This window comes from Euryarchaeota archaeon (assembly GCA_016207515.1).
GTDB lineage: Archaea > Thermoplasmatota > SW-10-69-26 > JACQPN01 > JACQPN01 > JACQPN01.
The window spans coordinates 73,672-92,535 of sequence record JACQPN010000009.1 but is presented as its reverse complement, the minus strand read 5'-3'; the positions used below and the strand labels follow the sequence as shown (position 1 = coordinate 92,535).

Sequence of the window (18,864 nt, the reverse complement as noted above, 5' to 3'; positions counted from 1 at the left end):
GCCATGGAACCATTGATAATCGGCGTGATAATCGCCGCGCTCGTCTTCGATTTCGTGAACGGTTTCCACGATTCTGCGAACGCGATCGCGACCGTTGTGGGGACGAGGGTCCTGTCTCCCGTGCAGGCCGTGTCCATGGCCGCGTTTTTCAACCTCATCGGTCCGTTCGTCCTCGGCGTCGCGGTCGCGACGACGGTGGGAAAAGGGATCGTCGATACGAACGCCGTGACGGTGACTCTTGTCCTTGCCGCCCTCATAGGGGCGATAGTCTGGGATCTCATCACGTGGTGGTGGGGACTGCCCACGTCGAGTAGTCACGCTCTCGTCGGAGGCCTCATCGGTGCTGCCGTCGCCGCAGCTGGATGGGGCCCGGTGTTCCTCCCGGTCGCGTCCGAGTTCACAGGACTCGTGCCGTTAGTCCTTGCCGGGGCGATTGGCACGGTCGGTGGCTACGTGGGTCTCGCCCTCTACACAAAAGACGTTTTGAGACTCCGGACGGGGCTCCTTGCAGCCGCGTTCGGAGGCCTCTTGGGCGTCCCTATCGCGTTGCTTTGGGGCGGGGTGAAGATGGGAGGGGTGACCAAGACCGTGGTCTTCATGGTGGTCTCACCTGTCCTGGGGCTCGCGGCCGGCTTCGTGCTCTGTATACTCGTGATCCGCCTCGCGTCTCCTATACATTCGGAGAAGGCGAATTCGCTCTTCAAGCGCCTCCAATTGATTTCATCGGCCTTCTTCGCTCTCAATCACGGGGCGAACGACGCGCAGAAGGTCATGGGCATCATCGCCGTGTTGCTCTTCGCGAGCGGTGACATCGACCACTTCTACGTGCCCGATTGGGTGATCCTTTCGTGCGCCGGCGCCATCGCGCTCGGGACGCTCTTCGGCGGCTGGCGCATCGTGAAGACGATGGCGACGAGGATCACGCACCTTAGGCCCTATCAGGGGTTTGCGGCGGAGACCGGAGGCGGTGTGGTCCTCACGTTGATGGCCGCGCAGGGGATTCCCGTGTCGACGACGCACGCGATAAGTGCCAGCATCATGGGCGTTGGCGCCACGCACCGGCTGTCCGCCGTCCGATGGGGCGTCGGGAGGCGCATCGTCGGCGCGTGGATACTCACGATTCCCGCGGCGGCGTTCATCAGCTTCGTTTCGTACGTCATCGTCAACGCCGCTGGCATCGCATAAGGGGCGCCGCCCTTGCAATACTTGAAGAACGGGACGATGCATGACGCCGCCGTGCCGGCGCGCGGGAAGAAGTTCACGGTCGTAGACCTCTTCGCCGGAGCCGGCGGCTTCTCGCGTGGCTTCCACGACGCGGGATTCAAGACCATCGCCGCCGTCGAGGGCTTTCGCCCCGTCGCCGCCGCGTACTCCGAGAATTTCCCCGACGTCCAGGTGATCGTCGACGACATCAAGCGCGTGGATTTCACGAAGGTCCCGAAACCGGACGTGGTCATCGGGAGTCCACCGTGCGAACCGTTCACGGCGGCCAACAGGGACCGGTATAAGGACCCGCTCGACAGGTTGTACAAGGACAAGATCGGCGGCCTCGTCTACTACTTCGCGCAGGCCTTGAAGGTACTGGAACCCAAGGCGTTCGTCATGGAGAACGTGCCCCAGATGATCGACGGCGAGCTTCGCTATGAGATAGGACGGATGCTACGCGGCTCCGGCTTTCCCGACGTGAACTTCAACATCGTGCGCTGCGAGGAGCATGGGCTCCCAAGCCACAGGACGCGACTGTTCGCTTCCAACGTGAAGCTCGAACTGCCGCTTCAGGAGCCCCCGACCGTCCTTGAGGCGATCAAGGACCTTGAAAGCCTTGAGGTCGACGTCGCGAACCATCAGGAGCTTCCGCCGACGCGCCGCGAACGCGGTCGTATAGAGGAGTTGGACGAAGGTCACTCCATATACCATTACAAATCGGCGACGGGAAAGGTCTATGGTCACAAGACGCGGATCCGACCAGATGATATCGCGCCGACGGTGATGGGAAGCAGCCGGTTCATCCACCCGTTGCAAAACCGGTATCTGACGGTGCGAGAGCATGCCCGCTTGATGACGTTCCCGGACGACCACGTCTTCTCGGGGGGAAGGAACACGCAATACGACGAAGTAGGCGAAGCGGTGCCGCCCTTGACGGCAAGGCTCATAGCGGAAAAGGTCCGCGCCTTCCTGGAATCGACCGATGCAGAATGAGGATTATTCCTTCGATTGGGTGACCGCGGGGGCTTCTGCCGTGGCCGCGAGGGGTTTTTCGTCGGGTTGGACGGCAACCTGTTTACGGGTAACATCCCTAGCCGCCCACCTGTAGTATCCCATCGGGCTCGTCACCGTCGGGTGGTTGCATCTTGCATCCATCTCCTCCAACGGGCAGATGCCCCACGTCTGCATCGTAGCGCAAGTCGGCGGTGAATATTCGGTGCCGCTGGATTTTCCAGTGATGTGCTCCACCTGGTAGCGCGTCTTGTCCTCCTTGAAGTCGGGGGCCGTCGAGAAGAGGCGCATGATCTCCTCCGTGTCCATGCCGGCCGTATGGAGAAAACTCGTGATCGCGAAGCGGGCCATGTGCGGGGCGTTCTCGCCCGCTTGGAGTTGCCCGAGTATCCGCTTCATGCACGGTGGCAGCGCCGAAAGTTCCACGCGTTTGAGGCCGCTTCCCTCGAACTTCAGGCGACGGCCTTCGAGGATCGATTTCAATTCCGCCACGGGCGCATGAAACGCCCTGACGATGTCGTCGGAAGGCTCGATCGGGAGTTCGGACTCGATCTTCAGCCGCAACGCCTCCTCGCAGAGCCTGGCAAGCTTTTCCGGCTCGATCGAAACGAATCCACCGGATAACCGTTGGTTCACGAGCTTCCACGTCGGGTCCTTGAAACGCGACGCGTACTGGACGTAGGTCGTGAAGTGGACATCCAACTGACCGTTCCCCGACACCTCGATCCCGAGCTCCTCGGCCACCCGTTTGGCGGCGGTCGCATCGTCCTTGTGAAGGCGCGTGCTCAAGGCCTTCGACTCTGCAAGGGCCAGACGCCGGGCACCATACTTGTCGCCAGTACAGGAAACGATCATCCGCGCGACGACGTAGGAAAGGATCTCGATCAATGCCTCGGAAGGGGTCGCGGGGTCCGCGCCCGGGATATCGCCCGCCACGACGGCGCTACGCGCGCGTTCCGCCCCACGAGTGCGCGCCCGCTCGTACGCAAGGTCGAACAGGAGATCGTCGACCGACGGGCCACCGTCCTTCACCCTCTGGGAAGCGCCCCGCATGAAGGGGTAGCGAGCGAACAAGGAAAGGTCGGGGTCCACGAAGCTTCCCTATGTTGGATGGGATAGAAGAGGGTTTAGGGGAGGGGATCACGCAATCGTCCTATGGCCCCCGCCCGAAAATCACGGTCTCGTGCGCTCATTCGGATTCGATACGCGGCGCCAGCAAGTACGTCACATGCCCGTTCCCGCCGGCAATGTCGAACTCCATGCGGACCGGATAATCCGAGCCGAGGTTCATGTCGATCCCCGCCGAGCCCTTCGCGGCCTTGATCATGTTCGCGAGGTAATCCAGCGAGAAGAGAGACTTGACCTTGTCCTTGCACCTTAGGTGAGAGAGGCTGTCCTTTTCGAGTCTCATGTTGACGACGTCTGTGTCGCCTTGGGCCTGGAGCTCGAAGTGGTCGGGTGTAATGATGAACGCGATATGGTCGGAGACCGCTTCCGACGCCTTGATGCCGCGTTCCAGTTCGGACGCCGCGATCATGACGCTTGCCGGGAGGTCGAGCTTTGGGACCTTGGGGTCCGTCATGCCGTTGGTGTCGACGAGGCTCATGCTGCGGGTGAGGTTGCCGATCTTGATGACGAGGCGGTTCGAGGCGTCCTCGTGGCTCAAGGTTATCTCGTCCTCCGCACCGGCGAGCTTCAAGACGTCGCGGAGTTTCTCCATGTCGACGCCGATGTCCATCTCGTCGGCTTTGTAGTCCTCGAAGGCGGCCTTCTTGAGCGTGAGTTCGACCATCGCGACGTGGGCCGGATCCACGGCCTTAAGGGAGAGGCCTTCCGGCGTGATGTGGAACTTGACTTCGTCGACGAGGCTGGAGATGGATTCGATGATGTTGCGGAGGACTTCCGCTTTGCACTTGGCTTGGAACATGAATGGGCCGCACCATAATCGAGCACCGCTTATAAGGACTTAATGCCGGGGAAGTGGAACGCCTCGCGCCGTCTCAGATGAATCGGGGACGCGGGATGAAAACCCGTCACAGTGAATGGATTAAGAACGAAGACAAGGAGAGAGGAATAGAAACCGCGGGAGAAAGCGGGCCACGCCAGCCGGAGGACTTGCTTCGCTCGTCCTCCTATGCCGTGGCCCGGAAAGGTCGAAAAAAGAATCGCGGGAGAAAGCGGGCCACGCCAGCCGGAGGACTTGCTTCGCTCGTCCTCCTATGCCGTGGCCCGGAAAGGTCGAAAAAAGAATCGCGGGAGAAAGCGGGCCACGCCACCTCGCGGGAACCGCCGTCTTTCGAGGACGGCTCGAAGCCATCCCCAGCGGGGTTTGGTCCCGCCTCGGGTCGGTTCTCCTTATGGCGATTGCGGCTTGATGTCGAGGCCGCAAGATTGGCCCGCTCGTTTCCGGCGCCGATCACCCGCGTCTTGTTCGACTGGTTCGTTCCCGATTTCCTACGGCTTCGCGGGGGCGTCTTCCAGTCCTTCGGTTCGGACCGGACGCTTCGTCGGCGCTGGTCTCTCGTGTCCGGCACATTCGGCCGGTCTGGTGCGTATCGCAGGCAACTACTGCTACGGCGCCCTTCGCGCGGGCGCTTCCAGATCCACGACCACCACTTATCACCAAGCCGCGGACACTATCACTGTCTTCGGGCGGGACTCGTCGAGCCACGCCCGCGCCTGCAAGCGGATTTGACCGCCAATAGAAGGTGGTCGCTCCCCCGCGATAAGGGATTGCAGAAAGGGTTATGGGAGGTTCCGTGACCGGCTGCGCTTCGTCAGTACCTTCTCCACCGATGTCGGCATTTGACGCATTCGAGGAACATCGTCTCCGCCTCATCTGACTTACGCGTCTGCCGCAACATCCAAGTGGCTTCGTAGTTGCCGCAGTTCGGGCATTCCACGTCCTTCGTGATGGGAAGGATGTCCGGCATCTTCTCGATGACCGTGATCTCCTTGTCGTGCGCTTTCTCGCTGACTATGAGGGACCCGCCCGCAGGGTAGAATTTCTCGCACTTCCCGCAATAGGGTTTGCCGTCCTTGCGAGAGAGGATGCTTTTGTGAGTGGGACAGAACATGGGATGCTTGCCAGAGCGCCGGGCCACTTCAACTTATCGGGGCTTTGACTTCCCTTCCCTGAGTCCGCTCTTTAGATCCGCCACCATCTCTCCATGATCGAACGCGAGCGGTGGGAGGGCGTCGAGGGGGAACACTCTGGCTTCCCGGGCATCATCCCCGCCTTGGAGCGTCCCGCCCACCACGTCGATCTCGTAAGCAAGCGCCACGGTCCGCCTCGCTTCGTCGCGCGACGGTTTCGAATAGACGCCGAGGAGCCGCCTCACGCTCCCGCGTAGGCCCGTCTCCTCGGCAAGTTCACGGACCACGGCGGCTTCGCACGTCTCGTGCCGGTCCACGAAGCCGCCGGGAAGGGCCCAATGGCCTTCAAACGGCGGCCGGTCGCGTAGCACCAGCACCAACCCGTCGCCCACGATGGCCAGCGCATCGACCGTGACTTTTCTCCCCCAGACCTCGTCCTCCTCGTTTTCCGCAGGCGTCGTGTGATGATTCATCGCTTCGCCCCTTCCACCCTCGCCATCACCGAGCCCACGACGACGCCGAGCGCCGTGCACGTCTCCAAAGAGTAACCCCCGCCCGTCGCGTCCAAGTGTCCACTGAATCGCGTTTTCTCCTTCTCCGGCATCCCGTGGGGCCCGAGTCCGAAGACGAGGCAAACGCTTTTTCTGGAGGCGAGAGTCGCGGCGATCTGGGCGGGGGTTCGTGCTTTTCCCGCGTGCGGCTTCGAAGTCGTGAGCACGATTTCGCCGAGTTGCGGCGGATATCCTGGGTCCGGAAACGGATAATGCGCGAACCGTCCCTTCTCCGCCAGTTCTATGAAGTAAGCGCCGCCTTCGCCGATGCTCGTCGACTCTGCCACGAACTTCGCCACATCGATGGGGGTCCGTAGATCCGGCGCACCGGGGCGTTCGCGCTTGCGGCCCTCGTCGAAGGGGAAGCCGAACGCGGCGAGGTTTGCGTCAAAAGCTAGCGCCAAGGGGGCAGCGCGTGCAAGCGCCCTACGGTGCGCCTCATGGAACCTGCGCGGGTCGTAGCTGTTGAAGAGGCCGATTGTGAGCCGCCCGGTCATCACCGGTCACCGATGGCACTATTACGTCTGGCCGGCGTCGGGCCGGGTCCCGGGTCGCCCGCCGCGTCGCCTTCGATCGCCGCGTCGTCCGTCTTGCTCGGACGTGCACGTTCGCTCGCGAGGTTTGCGGCCTCGGGGAACTGCATGTAGACGTAGAAGACGACGGGCACGGTGAGCGCGGCGAGATGCCTTCCCTTGTCCGTCAATCTATATTCGACGCGAACCGGTCTTTCATCGTGGAGTTCGCGCGTGACTATCCCCAAGCGCTCTAGTTGGAACAGTTTCAGGGACAGCGTGCGAGACGAGATGCCTTTGAGGCCGTTCTTGAAGTCCTTGAACCGTACGCTTTCCGACAGCGCAAGCAAGTAGACCATCTCGAGCGTCCATTTCTGGAATATCGGTTGCGCCGCCGTGGTTATCCCGGCCAGCGCATCTCCAAGGTTCTCACGGGCGAGATTGCTGAAGACGCGGCCAACGTGGATGGAGAAGCGGCCGCTGCTTTTCAAGACGGGCTCGAACTCCTTCTCCAACTCTTCAACGGCGCCGCGAGCGGCGGGGTGTGTGCGGAAATCGATCTTCGGCATGAGGTCACGCTCTCTTGTCTCTGCCACATGAGCTTCCAACGCGACAAATAGTTTACTTTGTGAAGGTCGTATTTTCGACGAAACCTCCAAAACGGGCAAGGCAGGCAACGCTTGAAGCTTTCCCTTGCACGATTTTCACGCCGGGGCAGATGCCGCCATGTGGAGGGGACTCTCGCAAGGCCGCGATGGAACGCGGAGCCGACCTCCCCAAAGCCCCTAAATAGCGAGATGGTCTAGCGACCTCGTTCTTGGATGCAGCATGCAAGATGACCAAGCGCCGATGACCTCCATTGACAGGTCGGGGATGCTCAAAGTCCTCTCCGATTTCCCGCACCAGTTGGAGAAGGCGCGCGAGATTGGGCGTTCGTACCAGCCGACCTTCAAAGGCAAGTTCGATTGGATACTCTTCACGGGGATGGGCGGGTCCGCCATCGGCGGCCACATGGCGTCGTCCCTGCTCAAGTCCGTTTCCGACGTCCCGGTGACCGTCAATCGCAATTACACGGTCCCCACGTGGATCGGGAGCAGGTCGCTCGTCATCGCGATCTCCTACTCGGGCGAGACGGAGGAGACCATAGCAGCCGCGAAAGAGGCCTTGAAGCGTGGGTCGAGAGTCGTCGCCGTCTGTTCGGGCGGGACCCTGGCCCAGGTCGTGAAGAGGGGCAAGGGCGACGCGATAATCGTCCCCGATGGGCTCCAACCGCGTGCAGCGCTCGGGCTTCTCACCATCCCGCCGCTCTACGCGCTCGAGAAATTCGGTCTCATGAAAGCCGATGACCGCGTTCGCGACGCCATCAAGGTCGTCTCCGACGTGAGCACGAGGATCAGGCCTGATGTCCCGAAAGAAAGGAACGAATCGAAGAAACTCGCCGCCGAGATACAAGGCACGACACCGGTCATCTACGGCGTAGGACCATACACGTCGGTCGCGCGGCGGATCGCCAACCAGATGAGCGAGAACGCGAAGGTGATGGCGTTTGCCGGAGCGCTTCCCGAGATGGACCACAACGATCTCGTCGGTTGGTCCGGCGAGGACAAGGCCCGCCATTTCTCAGCCACGTTCATCACGGACGGCACCGAGGGCTCCCAGATGAAGGCGCGCCTCGAAATGACGCGACGGCTCATCGGTAAGCGAGCCAAGGTGCTGGAGATCAAGCCCGAGGGAAGGCGCCTCCTGTCCAAGATACTCTCCGCGACACACGTCGGCGACTTCGCGAGCGTCTACGTCGCGCTCCAACGCGGCATCGATCCGACACCGGTCGATGTGATCGGCGAGTTGAAGAGCGGTCTCGCGGAAGCCGCGCGCAAGAAGGACGCGGGCGCCAACTAGGCGCGGCCCCTCGATTCCCCTTCCACCATCGCGGTCGCGATGAGATGCGCTACTCGAAGCGGCTCCGGAACGACGCCTTGGAATGTGAACAGCTTCAAGAGTTCCTCGGTCTCCGCGCGTTCGATTCCCACCCTCCGGACATGGATTGGCGAATGGGCCGTCGAAAAGGGCTCGAGCCCCTCGGTCCCCAGTTTTTCAAGCCGTTCCTTCCAATCCGGAAACCGGGTCTTCAGCGCCTTCTCCATCGCCGCGATGTCCGGCTCGTCGCGCGTGACCGTCACGACGGGAACATCTATTGCATCGTGGAGCGCCTCCACGTCGACGACGTTGAAGCCTCCGAGCGCCGCTCCGTCGAGGAAGACGGCCTTCGGTTGCTCCTTGTAGCGGGACTTGCCTATCATGTCGATGAGGCGCTCCGTGGAATCCGTGCCATCGACCGTGACGCTGGACTTGAGGACGGCATCGATGTAGCCGCCGCCGCGCATCACGACGCCTACTATCGGCACCGAGGGGTCCGAGAAGCTGAACGGGGCATCGTCGATCCCGAGGACGCGGGAATCCGGCTTCACGACGGCCCGATGCGTTCCATTCGTAATGAAGGAGGCGTCTTACGGTCGGGCCCTTTCCTTCCTTCCTCGATCTCTTGGGGGACGCTCCAAAACGGGATCTGCTTGTGTCCATCGACGCCCGCGGATCGCGCCTCGTCTGTCGAGCCCTTGAGCGCCAAGATCGAAGCCGTGTCCGAGGAGATCACTCGCGCACTTCATCGAAGTCGCCCCTCTTTGGCCAGGGTGGTCGAAACGTGAAACGGACCGCCATTCGCTCGCGTGGGGCGATCAAGCCGGGCGTGTCCTAGTTCCCGCCTGCTTCCCGCCGGACGTTCCCCATCCAATCGTACCACGCCTCCTTGCAGCCGCCCCGCCGGCCCACATGCTCGTAGAATGCGATGAAAAAATCGGAGAGCGGTTCGTTGCAGAAGAGGCACTCGAAGCGTTGGGGCTTTCTCACTTCATCTTCACCCGTTGGGGCTCGTCAAAGATCAAGACGGCCCGTGCACCCTTCCTCCACGTGAAGGAATGGACCACGTTTGCCGGGATGTGATGTTCCATTCCCGTCCGGCGCGTCTCCTTCTTGCCGTTGATTGTTGTCTCTATCTCGCCGGAAACGATTATCCCCCATTCCTCGGAGTGCGTGTGGGGCGGAACAGTGACGTCCGCCAGCGCCTCGATGAATATGACCTGGCTTTTCTCGCCCTGATGGACATTGCAGCGTAGCCCCGGGAGAAGCGCCCCCTCGGGGAGGTTCGTGACACAGGCTGGAAAGGCCATGCGCGTCGATTCTGCACCCTGGATATAAGCGTTCCATCTGGATTCCGCGCATGGACACTAGTTCTACCACTACGCTTAAATGGCCTCAACCCGGCTCTACCTGTGATGTCCAGGCGGAAGGGGGCCCTCGCGTTTCTTGCGTTGGCGATCCTACTCACCTCCATTGTCCCGCTCGCACGTGCCCAGGACGTGCCCGACCCGAACGAGGTCCGCACGTACGAGCCTTGGCCCGTCATCACGAAGAGCCTCCAGGACATCGCGGCAGCGCACCCTGACATCGTCAAGATGCACTCGATCGGCCTCTCAAGCAAAGGAATGGACCTTTGGCTCATGGAATTCGCCGATTTCACCAACCCCAAAATGCGACCCCTCGAAGAAAGGGAGGTCGTGTGGGTCGACGGCGGGATCCACGCCGGCGAATACTCAGGTGAGATAATCGGCAAGCGTTTCGTCGAGTGGCTAGCCGAAGGCTACCCGTCCGATGCGGACGCGAAGTGGATAATAGAGAACCGCCACACCTTCATCATGCCGCTTGCCAACCCCGATGGCTCCATGGGAACGCAGCGGCTCAACGGGAACCTCGTCAACCTCAACCGCAACTTCCCCGTGGGATGGGCGGGCATCGATGAGGATCCGCTCTTCAACAACCCGGGCCCTTCGGCCATGTCGGAGTCAGAGACGAAGGCCATGGTCGCAAAGTGGCTAGAGTTGCAACCCGACTACTACGGTTCGATCCACTGCTGTGGCAACCTGCTCCTCTACCCGTACGGCATCGAAGGCCGCGACCCGCCGGACAAGGAGATCTACGAGAGGATCTGCAACGAGGTCTATACCGAGTGGGAGCGAAAACGCTGCGGGCCGATCTGGAGCACGATATACCCGGCATCGGGTTCGACCGTCGACACGGCATACGACTGGACCGGGGCCGTTTCGTGGGGCTTCGAACTGCAGGACAGCTACGGTTACGCGACCGAAGACCCGGCGCATATTGATCGCGTCCTCTGGCAAGGCATCGTCCACGCGATGAAGAACGTCCACCTTTACGCGGGCTACCCGGAGTTGTCGCTCCTTTCCATCTCCACCGACCAAGTGATCTTCCGCGTCGAGAACAAGGGATGGGGAAACGCCACGAACGTGACGGTGACCATCCCCGATTCGACCGGCGTCAACCAGACCGCCTACATCCCGTTCATATCGCCCGGGGACGCATCCTCCGCGCGCGTCCAGGGCAATTTCGCCCCCGGAAGCTACGACCTGGAACTACGGTGGATGAAACGCGTGCAGATGGAACGGCACCGCACGGTGACCATCCCATTCACCGTCGAGACCGTCGGCGACGTCGTCACGGCCAAACTAGGCGAAGACGTCGAAGCGCCCATCGTCAAGCAAGACCTCTTGGGACCGGCGAGGACGCCCGGGCCGTCCGTAGAAACGGTGCTCTTCGCGACGATTGCCCTCGCCCTCGTCCTACGCCGTCCGCGCGCCCGCTGACGACCCGTGCCGCCGCGGCGACGTTCCCCCGAACGCATGCGCGTCGATTCCTGAGGGAAAACGTTGCAGGCCGTTGCCGTGTCATACGTCCTGCCACCACGATTCCGCCGTGACGCCCATGAGCCAGGGTCGGCCCTCGGAAGAAGTGACGCGCAGGTTCATGTAGTGGGACCAACCATGGCCGAGCCGCATGATACCGATGCCGGGTCCCGCGCGGAAAGCTTCCCAATGAACGGTAGCCGCACGACGGATCGGCGTATCGCACTCGTCGCGGGTATCCTTCTTCTCGGTGTGACTGGCCCCGGGGGCATGCTGGCCACTGCAGCGATCGGAGATTGCGTCACGAACACGAACCAATCGGGTACGGGTAGCCTCAAGCAGGCCATGCTCGATGCGAACGCCAATCCCGACTCGTCGTTCATCTGCTTCAACATACCCGGTAGCGGCGTCCACTGGATCGTAAGCCCAAGCGGCGGGTTGCCGGTGATAACGGCACCCGTTACGATCGACGGCACGACGCAGCCGGGTTGGGCGGTCGGGGCACCGGTCATCCAGATACAAGGCACCTCGGGCGCGGGCATCAGCATCCTAAAGATCGACCATGACGGAGCGGGGTCCACAATCAAAGGGCTCATCATCCACGACCAGCCGAACCCCGGAAACGCTGGTATCCGCATCGTGCGCGGTAACGGACACGTGATCCAAGGCAACTTCATCGGCACCGATTCAACGGGAATGAACGCCGTCCCGATCGACTATGGCGTCAGGATCAACGGTTCTTCGAACGTTACCATCGGGGGCGCGGGCACCGGGGAGGGCAATTTGATCAGTGGGAACAGTTACGGTATCAGCGTCGAGGTCGCATCTGCGCCCGTAATCAAAGGGAACATCATCGGCCTTTCCGCCACGGGCGACAGCCGCCTCTCCAATGGCCAGTCCCACGGCATCGTCATCGAAGACACGCCGGACGCCATCATCGGTGGGAGCATCGCCGGCGAGGGAAACGTCATCGGCGACAACGGATTCGCGATCGAGATCACGGGCTCAGGATCCACTGGATCGCGGACCCAAGGGAACAGGATCGGCGTAGCGATGCACTCGGGCGCGAACATGGGCAACACGGAAGCCATCGTCTTCGTGAACGTGCCTGACGCAACCGTGGGCGGGACTCTGCCCGGCGAAGGGAACGTCATCGCGTTCACGAAGGGCACGCATGACGGCGTAGCGGTCACGGGGACCTCCACCCGCATAACCATCCGGGGCAACAGCATCCACAACAACTCTGGCCTCGGCATCGACCTCGCCGACAATGGTGTCACGCAAAACGATGCTACCGACCCCGACACGGGCCCGAACGGTCTCCAGAATTTCCCGAGCATTTCCGCCGTGACGGGCGGGAACACCATCGTGGGCAACCTCAGCACCATGGCGCCGATGCCCTACCGTTTGGACTTCTTTTCCAATCCTGCGTGCGACACGAGCGGTTACGGCGAAGGCGAGACATACTTGGGTTCCATGGATCTTTTCGTGGGCGACCCGAGCGGGATAGCGCCATTCAATTACACTAATAGCGGCCCGATCCCCCAGGGAAGGTTCCTTACCGCCACGGCCACGGCCCCCGGCGGAAGCACGTCCGAATTCGGTCCGTGCTACCAGTTCGGGGCAACGGCCCCGACGGTGTCCGTGAGCGCGACCGATGGGAACGCCTCCGAGTCCGGACCAGACCCAGGCAAGCTCACGATCACACGTAACGGGACGACTGCGACGGCCCTGACCATAAATTTCACGCTCGGCGGTTCGGCCTCGAATCCGGCCGACTACATCCTTTCGGGCAACGCGACCTTGACGACCGCCATCATCCCCATTGGCGCGAGTTCTGTGAACGTCACGGTCACTCCTGTGGATGATTCGGCGTTCGAGCCAGCCGAAACTGTGGTCTTGACACTCGGGACGGGCTCGTACACGATCGGCTCGCCCGATAATGACACCGTCACAATAGCGGACAACGACGGGCCTGTCGTCACTGTCACGGCGTCGGATGCCAGCGCTTCCGAGACCGGTCCCGGTACGGGGACGTTCATGGTGGCGCGCACCGGGGCGACCACAAGCGCCCTCACCGTCGGTTTCGCGATCACGGGCACCGCCACTAATGTCGTCGATTACGCTCTCAGTGGCAATGCGAGTTCCTCAACGGTCACGATCCCCGCGGGGGCGCTCGCGGCCAACGTGACCGTGACGCCGGTGGACGACGCCTCGATCGAAGCCGCCGAGACGTCGATCATGACGCTGCAAGGCTCCCCCTTCGGCGCCTACACGCTGGGCTCGCCAAGTGCGGCTACCGTCACCATCGCGGACAACGACGTGTCTGGCGTGACGTTGAGCCTTGCCGGGAGCCCCATGGCAGAGGCCGCCGGGATGGCCACACTCACTGCAAGCCTGCCGGGGGCCACGACCCACACGGTCACCGTAAACCTCGGATTCACAGGGGTCGCGATCTTTTCGACCGATTATTCGCGTAGCAGCGCATCCATCACCATCAATCCCGGTCAAAGTTCTGGGACCGCGACGCTGACCGCCATCCAAGACTCGCTCATCGAGGGCGACGAGACTATCATCGTCGATATCGTCAGCGTCTCCGGCGATGTAGAGGCCGGGACCCAACAGGTCACGGCCACCATCATAGACGACGATGGAGACGGCGATGGGGCGTTGCCGAACGTAACGTTGAGTCTCGTCGGAAGCCCGATGGCGGAAGCCGCAGGCGTGGCCACCGTCTGGGCGACCTTATCGGCGGCGACGACGCAGACCGTCACTGTCGACCTGACGTTCTCCGGGACGGCCCTCCTCACGAGTGATTACACTCGAAGCGCGACCTCGATCGTTATCAGCATCGGGACGACGACAGGCACCGTCTCGCTCGGAGCGGTCCAAGATACGGTAGTCGATCCCGGCGAGACCATCGTCGTGGACATAAGCAACGTCACCAACGCGGTCGAAGTCGGCACACAACAAGTGACCGCCACGATCACGGACGATGATGGCATCACCCCGACCGTGACTTTGAGCCTGACGGACAGCCCGATGCCGGAAACAGGCGGAATAGCCTACGTGACGGCCACACTGTCGAAAACGACCAACCAGACCGTCACGGTTTTCCTGGCGTTCACAGGGACGGCGAATCTTACGGGTGACTACACCCCAAGCGATACGACAATCGTAATCGGTCCCACGGGGCTCACGAGCACCATCATGATCTGGGCGGCCTCGGATTCCGTGGACGAGGCGGATGAGACCGTCATCGTCGACATCAGCAGCGTCACGAACGCCATCGAAGCGGGGACACAGCAGGTCACTGCCGTCATCACGGATGACGACGAGCCTTCCACCGGCGTAGGTGGCGGCGACTCGTTGCCAACTGTAACCCTGGATCTTACGGGTAGCCCCATTTCGGAAAACGCCGGGGTCGCCTACTTGGCCCTCACCCTCTCCGCGCCTACGAACCAGACCGTCACGGTCTACCTCGCCTTCACGGGGACGGCGTTCGCCACCACGGATTACACGCCTAGCGGAACCTCGGTCGTGATCTTCGCGGGCGCCACGTCGGGCGCCATCACCCTCACCGCGATCCAGGATTCCAACGTCGAGGGGACGGAGACGATAGTGGTGGACATCAGTAGCGTCACGAACGCCCTCGAATCCGGCACACAGCAAGGCACTGCCGTGATCACCGACGACGACGTAAGCGTGGGGCCCAGTGTGACTCTCAGTCTCAGTGGAAGCCCCATGAAAGAAGACGGCGGCTCGGCCATCGTCACAGCGACGCTCTCAAACCTCGCCTCAAAATCGGTAACCGTAAACCTCACCTTCACGGGAACCGCGTCGTTCTCCGGCGATTACGGACGAAGCGGCGCCGTCATCGTCATCCCGGCAGGCTCAAAGACGGGGACGATCACGCTAACAGGGCACCTTGATTCGGTGTTCGAGCCCGACGAGACGGTCGTCATAGACATCAAGAGCGTCACGAACGCCGTGGAGGCCGGCGTCCAAAAAGTCGCCGCCACCATAGTCGACGAAGACGCGGCCGGGCCTTTCTCAGGGACCGGGGGCACCGGGAACGCAACCGTGAACGTGACAACAACGGATGGCTTTGCGCTCGAGGACGACGGCTCGCCGGGCACGTTCAGGATAGTGCGGACGGGCGGCGGGACGACGGGCGTCCTCTCGGTCGCATTCGTGGTGGGAGGCACGGCCGCCCAAGGCGGCGATTACCTCTTCGAAGGCACGAGCGGTGCTGCGACCGCCTCGATCCCGGACGGCTTCGGTTTCGTCGACGTGAATGTCAAGCCTGTGGATGACGCTGTGACGGATCCCGGCGAGACCGTGATCTTGACGCTCGCGCCCGGCCCTTACATCATCGGTTCGCCAAGTGCAGCGGCCGTCACGATACTCGAAGGCAACGACACAAACCACGATCCCGTTTTCAAGTCACGCCTCACCAAGATAACGATCTACGAGGGACAGCCCTTGATACTCGGCGTGGCCGCGATCGACCCCGACATGGACAACGTCACCGTCGCCGCGGACCTTCAAGCACTACCTCCCGGGAATTCGGCGAACTTCAAGCCCTTCGACAACGTCCTCCAATGGACGCCGACGTACGACGATGCGAGGCCGCAAGCCTACGCCGTCTCCTTCAAGGCCGAGGACGGCCGTGGCGGCTCATCAGTACTGGTCGTCGACATCACGGTCCTTGAGGTCACAACACCCGAGGGTCCGGTCGGTGTTCCGGGCGCACTTTGTGATTCCCAGAATCGGCCTGCGGTGGACGTCAACATCACGTCTTACGCCACCGCCGCAGGATCGGTCCGACTTATCCTTGTCTGTGGCCGGCCGGAGACGGGCACGAACATCCTGCGAGACGTGGTCATCGATGCATCCGTGCCCGACGATGCTGCGCTTACCCTCGACATGGGATTGCTTGTCGACCAGGCCGCCTCGTCACACACCGTGAAGGTGGTCGAGAAGGTCGGACTCCTTCGGGATTCGGACAACGCGTCGAACGCGTTCGAGGTGAATATCTCCGCGAAGACGACGATCGGTAGTTCCAATCCTCAATGGGACGGAAAGATGATCCTGCCCATGCTTCTGCCGAACTCCGCGGTCGTGGCCCCCGATGGCGGCACCACACTACTCGCGATTGAGGTCGGAGAGCCGGGGGCGACGTTGACTTTCGACCACCCGGTCCGCATACTGCTTCCGGCTGAAGCCGGACGACGGGTCGGCTTCAGGACGGCGGGGGGAAGCCCCACTGAGATCTTTCTCGTCTGCGATTCCGCGACGGCCCCCACCAACATCCCCGCAGGCAAGGAATGCAAGATCGACGTGGGAAACGGCCTCGTCGTGTGGAGCGATCACCTGACGACGTTCTTCACCTTCGCGACCTCCTCTTCGGGCGGCGGCGGAACCACCGTTCCCCCAAGCCCATGGTCTCTTCAGGAGGGCGGGTTCCTGCTCCTTCTCATCCCGGCCGTCGGTTTCTTGATCCTCGCCCTCGTCTGGCGACGCGAAGGCCGGTACGTCGTGTTCCTTCGCGGTCCATACGTGGAAGAGACCAGCAGGTTCTCGCCCACCGACCTACGTCGCTGGCTGGAGGACGCCGGGTTCACGCATGTGACCACCGCGCGATCGAGCGGCGACATCCTCCTATCCTCGAGGCTACGCTCGTCCGAGGCCGTCGCGACCCGCGTCGGCGAACGTCTTGCCGAAAAGATGCCGGAGAACGCCGTCGTGACGGCACGAAGCGCTGCTGAAATGAAAGGCGTCGCTTCGCGCGCACCTTTCGAAGACGAACCGGCGGAAACCGCGGCGATGACGTCCGAATCCATGTATCGCGAAGGGTTCGCCGTCGTCTTCGAGCCGAAGAACGAAACGTTCGCGGTAGCAGAGAACGTCGCGCCACATAGCCCGGAGCAGGGCGACGTCTCCGATCAGTCCGAGGTTTCGCCCGCGGTCCGCCCGTGGGTGGTCGTCAAGGCGCTTGTGGACGAGATGGAGAGGCGGCCGGCGAAGGCGAAGGATGGGACGCCCGGCGGTCGGGCATAGCTAGCCTTACATCGGAAAATTCGGTGTCCTTTGCAGGCAGCCTGAACCATTCGGCGACCCCCCCAATTATTCAGAACGAAGAGTCGGCACGCGAATGAAGAAGGCCCGGGTCGTCACAGGACGCGAAGCGGCCGGGGCCGCGGGTGGCGAGCAAAGCGAGCCACCGGGCGCCTAGTGGTTGGGCGCCCGCCTCCAGAGCGGGCACCCATGTCCAGTGGGGTCGGGAGTTCAAATCTCCCCCCGGGCGCTTAATTGTATCGGAGGGTGGCTAGGGGTCCGCGCCGAAACTAACGGGTCACCTTGAAACTCTCCACCTGCGCCTTCAACTCCCGCGCCGCCGAAGGCGAGACCGGTGTCTCGCCGAGGCGAAGGGGACGAGCATCGCGAATCCACGCCGTCTCGTTCTTCTCGAAGTGCCGGCGCACGGGGTCGAGGAGGAGGTTGATGTGCTTGGCCGCGCCGGCCTTCGCGTCGGCGGGATGTAGCTTCCCTTCGACGAAAGCGGCTTCGAGCTCTGTGTAAGACTTGAACTCGAGGTCCCCACCGAACTTGGCCGGTCTCTCGATCTTCACGCTCGGGAAGCGCTCGAAGATGATGTGGCGGTGGTATTCGAGGATCGGGTTCTCGGCGGCCTGCTTTTCGGAGCAGAAGGTCTTCTTGATCTTGGCTGCGACCTGTTCGGGCGTGCCGGTCATGAAGATGGCGGGGTCGAGGCTGGACCTACTCTCCGTCGTCCCACTTGACCGGCATCGAAAACATCAAATACCATGGACAAACAATAGGTTCTATAGTGTCTCCATGGCGCTTTCGAGTGTCCAACTCTCCGAAGAGACGCGCCTCAAGCTAAAGCGCTACAAGATCGACGGCATGACCTACGAGGACGTCATCACGCGCATGATGCAGCTAATCGAACCCGATGAATTCCAGGCCCTTTACAAGGAATGGCAGGCGCGGGTCGCGAAAGAAATCCGAAAGAGCAAGAAGTGGGGCGACTTCCCGGCCTAGCGTGTCGTGGAGGATCTCCGCCCACGTAGGGTTCCAACGCGAGTTCTCGAACCTCGTCGTTGACGACGCGGATCGGGTGCGGGACGCCCTCGCGCGTATCACGGCTCAACTCGACCGCATCGCTTCCGTGGATCCCAGGAGGGTCTTCGCGTCGGGAACACTCACCCCGGTCCCGGACCTCGTCCCCCTTGCGGGCACGGGGATCCCAGGCTCGTACCGGCTACGGGTGGGAAAATACCGGTTGAGTCTGGCCCTGCTGCCAAGCGAAAAACTTGTTCTCGTTACGGCGATCGCTCGGCGAACGGACGCGACGTACCCAAAACTTCCGGACCTTCACCGGAGGCGGTTCAATGACCGGTGAATAGGCGGATACAGAAAACGGTCTACCTCGTCACGTTGAAACTCTCCACCTGCGCCTTCAACTCCCTCACCTTCTCGTTCTTCTCGAAGTGCTCCCGCACGGGGTCGAGGAGGAGGTTGATGTGCTTCGCGGCGCCTGCTTTTGGGTCGGCGTGGTGTAACTTCCCATATACAAAGGTGCGCTCCAAATCGGCGGAAGCCCGCGAACGCAAGCTCGCGGCCCCCCTCACCCGGATTTTCGCAAGGGCCTGTTTTTCCATGAGACGCCTCCGTTGTTGTTCAACGGCGGAAGTTCGCCGAACT

General features: G+C 62.1%; 18 protein-coding genes and 1 tRNA gene. 8 read left to right on the top strand and 11 right to left on the bottom strand.

What is annotated here, in order from left to right; all coding sequences use genetic code 11:
* Nucleotides 1-3 precede the first annotated feature (3 nt).
* Together HY556_04300 and HY556_04295 are read left to right on the top strand one after the other, a co-directional pair.
* Nucleotides 4-1,185, top strand: a complete 1,182-nt coding sequence (locus HY556_04300; GenBank protein ID MBI4393006.1) for an inorganic phosphate transporter — start codon at nt 4-6, stop codon at nt 1,183-1,185.
* A 36-nt stretch (nt 1,186-1,221) separates the two neighbouring features.
* Nucleotides 1,222-2,199, top strand: a complete 978-nt coding sequence (locus HY556_04295) for a DNA cytosine methyltransferase (GenBank protein ID MBI4393005.1) — start codon at nt 1,222-1,224, stop codon at nt 2,197-2,199.
* A gap of 3 nt (nt 2,200-2,202) precedes the next feature.
* On the opposite strand, the gene HY556_04290 is transcribed toward HY556_04295, so the two are convergent.
* From HY556_04290 to HY556_04265, 6 genes are all read right to left on the bottom strand, one after another.
* Complete coding sequence (locus HY556_04290; GenBank protein ID MBI4393004.1) at nt 2,203-3,309, bottom strand: DNA primase large subunit PriL; 1,107 nt, start codon at nt 3,307-3,309, stop codon at nt 2,203-2,205.
* Between the two features lie 97 nt (nt 3,310-3,406).
* Nucleotides 3,407-4,144 (bottom strand): proliferating cell nuclear antigen (pcna), encoded by a 738-nt coding sequence (pcn, locus tag HY556_04285; protein MBI4393003.1) that lies wholly within the window; start codon nt 4,142-4,144, stop codon nt 3,407-3,409.
* 850 nt (nt 4,145-4,994) lie between these two features.
* The gene (locus HY556_04280) at nt 4,995-5,294 is read right to left on the bottom strand and encodes a transcription factor S (protein ID MBI4393002.1); all 300 of its coding nucleotides are present in this window, start codon (nt 5,292-5,294) and stop codon (nt 4,995-4,997) included.
* A 33-nt stretch (nt 5,295-5,327) separates the two neighbouring features.
* Nucleotides 5,328-5,786 carry an NUDIX hydrolase gene (locus HY556_04275; protein MBI4393001.1) on the bottom strand — a complete coding sequence of 153 codons (459 nt, stop codon included), beginning with the start codon at nt 5,784-5,786 and terminating at the stop codon, nt 5,328-5,330.
* On the bottom strand, nt 5,783-6,361 hold the full coding sequence (locus HY556_04270) for a DUF531 family protein (GenBank protein ID MBI4393000.1): 579 nt from the start codon (nt 6,359-6,361) through the stop codon (nt 5,783-5,785). Before HY556_04270 ends, HY556_04275 begins: the two co-directional genes overlap by 4 nt.
* A complete protein-coding gene (locus tag HY556_04265; protein ID MBI4392999.1) occupies nt 6,361-6,972 on the bottom strand; it encodes a helix-turn-helix transcriptional regulator in 612 nt (203 codons plus the stop codon). Before HY556_04265 ends, HY556_04270 begins: the two co-directional genes overlap by 1 nt.
* 232 nt (nt 6,973-7,204) lie before the next feature.
* On the opposite strand from HY556_04265, the gene HY556_04260 reads away from it, so the two are divergent.
* Nucleotides 7,205-8,275 (top strand): bifunctional phosphoglucose/phosphomannose isomerase, encoded by a 1,071-nt coding sequence (locus HY556_04260; GenBank protein MBI4392998.1) that lies wholly within the window; start codon nt 7,205-7,207, stop codon nt 8,273-8,275.
* Here the strand turns inward: HY556_04260 and HY556_04255 are convergent.
* The 3 genes from HY556_04255 to HY556_04245 all read right to left on the bottom strand — a co-directional run bounded on the left by HY556_04255 (nt 8,272) and on the right by HY556_04245 (nt 9,603).
* A complete protein-coding gene (locus HY556_04255; GenBank protein MBI4392997.1) occupies nt 8,272-8,844 on the bottom strand; it encodes a DUF99 family protein in 573 nt (190 codons plus the stop codon). The genes HY556_04260 and HY556_04255 overlap by 4 nt on opposite strands.
* A 283-nt stretch (nt 8,845-9,127) precedes the next feature.
* Nucleotides 9,128-9,283, bottom strand: a complete 156-nt coding sequence (locus HY556_04250; GenBank protein MBI4392996.1) for a hypothetical protein — start codon at nt 9,281-9,283, stop codon at nt 9,128-9,130.
* Nucleotides 9,280-9,603, bottom strand: a complete 324-nt coding sequence (locus HY556_04245; protein ID MBI4392995.1) for a cupin domain-containing protein — start codon at nt 9,601-9,603, stop codon at nt 9,280-9,282. Before HY556_04245 ends, HY556_04250 begins: the two co-directional genes overlap by 4 nt.
* A 105-nt stretch (nt 9,604-9,708) precedes the next feature.
* Here HY556_04245 and HY556_04240 point away from each other — a divergent pair, with 105 nt between their 5' ends.
* From HY556_04240 to HY556_04230, 3 genes are all read left to right on the top strand, one after another.
* On the top strand, nt 9,709-11,094 hold the full coding sequence (locus HY556_04240) for a hypothetical protein (GenBank protein ID MBI4392994.1): 1,386 nt from the start codon (nt 9,709-9,711) through the stop codon (nt 11,092-11,094).
* A gap of 309 nt (nt 11,095-11,403) precedes the next feature.
* A complete protein-coding gene (locus HY556_04235; protein ID MBI4392993.1) occupies nt 11,404-17,196 on the top strand; it encodes a DUF1697 domain-containing protein in 5,793 nt (1,930 codons plus the stop codon).
* Between the two features lie 139 nt (nt 17,197-17,335).
* Nucleotides 17,336-17,443: transfer RNA gene (locus tag HY556_04230), tRNA-Trp, on the top strand.
* Between the two features lie 40 nt (nt 17,444-17,483).
* Here HY556_04230 and HY556_04225 read toward each other — a convergent pair.
* Nucleotides 17,484-17,891, bottom strand: a complete 408-nt coding sequence (locus tag HY556_04225) for a hypothetical protein (GenBank protein ID MBI4392992.1) — start codon at nt 17,889-17,891, stop codon at nt 17,484-17,486.
* Here HY556_04225 and HY556_04220 point away from each other — a divergent pair.
* The gene (locus HY556_04220) at nt 17,881-18,201 is read left to right on the top strand and encodes a hypothetical protein (protein MBI4392991.1); all 321 of its coding nucleotides are present in this window, start codon (nt 17,881-17,883) and stop codon (nt 18,199-18,201) included. The two genes, HY556_04225 and HY556_04220, sit on opposite strands and share 11 nt — an antisense overlap.
* 1 nt (nt 18,202) lies before the next feature.
* Nucleotides 18,203-18,562: a hypothetical protein gene (locus HY556_04215; GenBank protein MBI4392990.1), complete on the top strand. Its 360-nt coding sequence runs from the start codon at nt 18,203-18,205 to the stop codon at nt 18,560-18,562.
* A 22-nt stretch (nt 18,563-18,584) separates the two neighbouring features.
* On the opposite strand, the gene HY556_04210 is transcribed toward HY556_04215, so the two are convergent.
* Nucleotides 18,585-18,821, bottom strand: coding sequence for a hypothetical protein (locus HY556_04210; protein MBI4392989.1), 237 nt, complete (start codon nt 18,819-18,821; stop codon nt 18,585-18,587).
* Between the last annotated feature and the right edge of the window lie 43 nt (nt 18,822-18,864).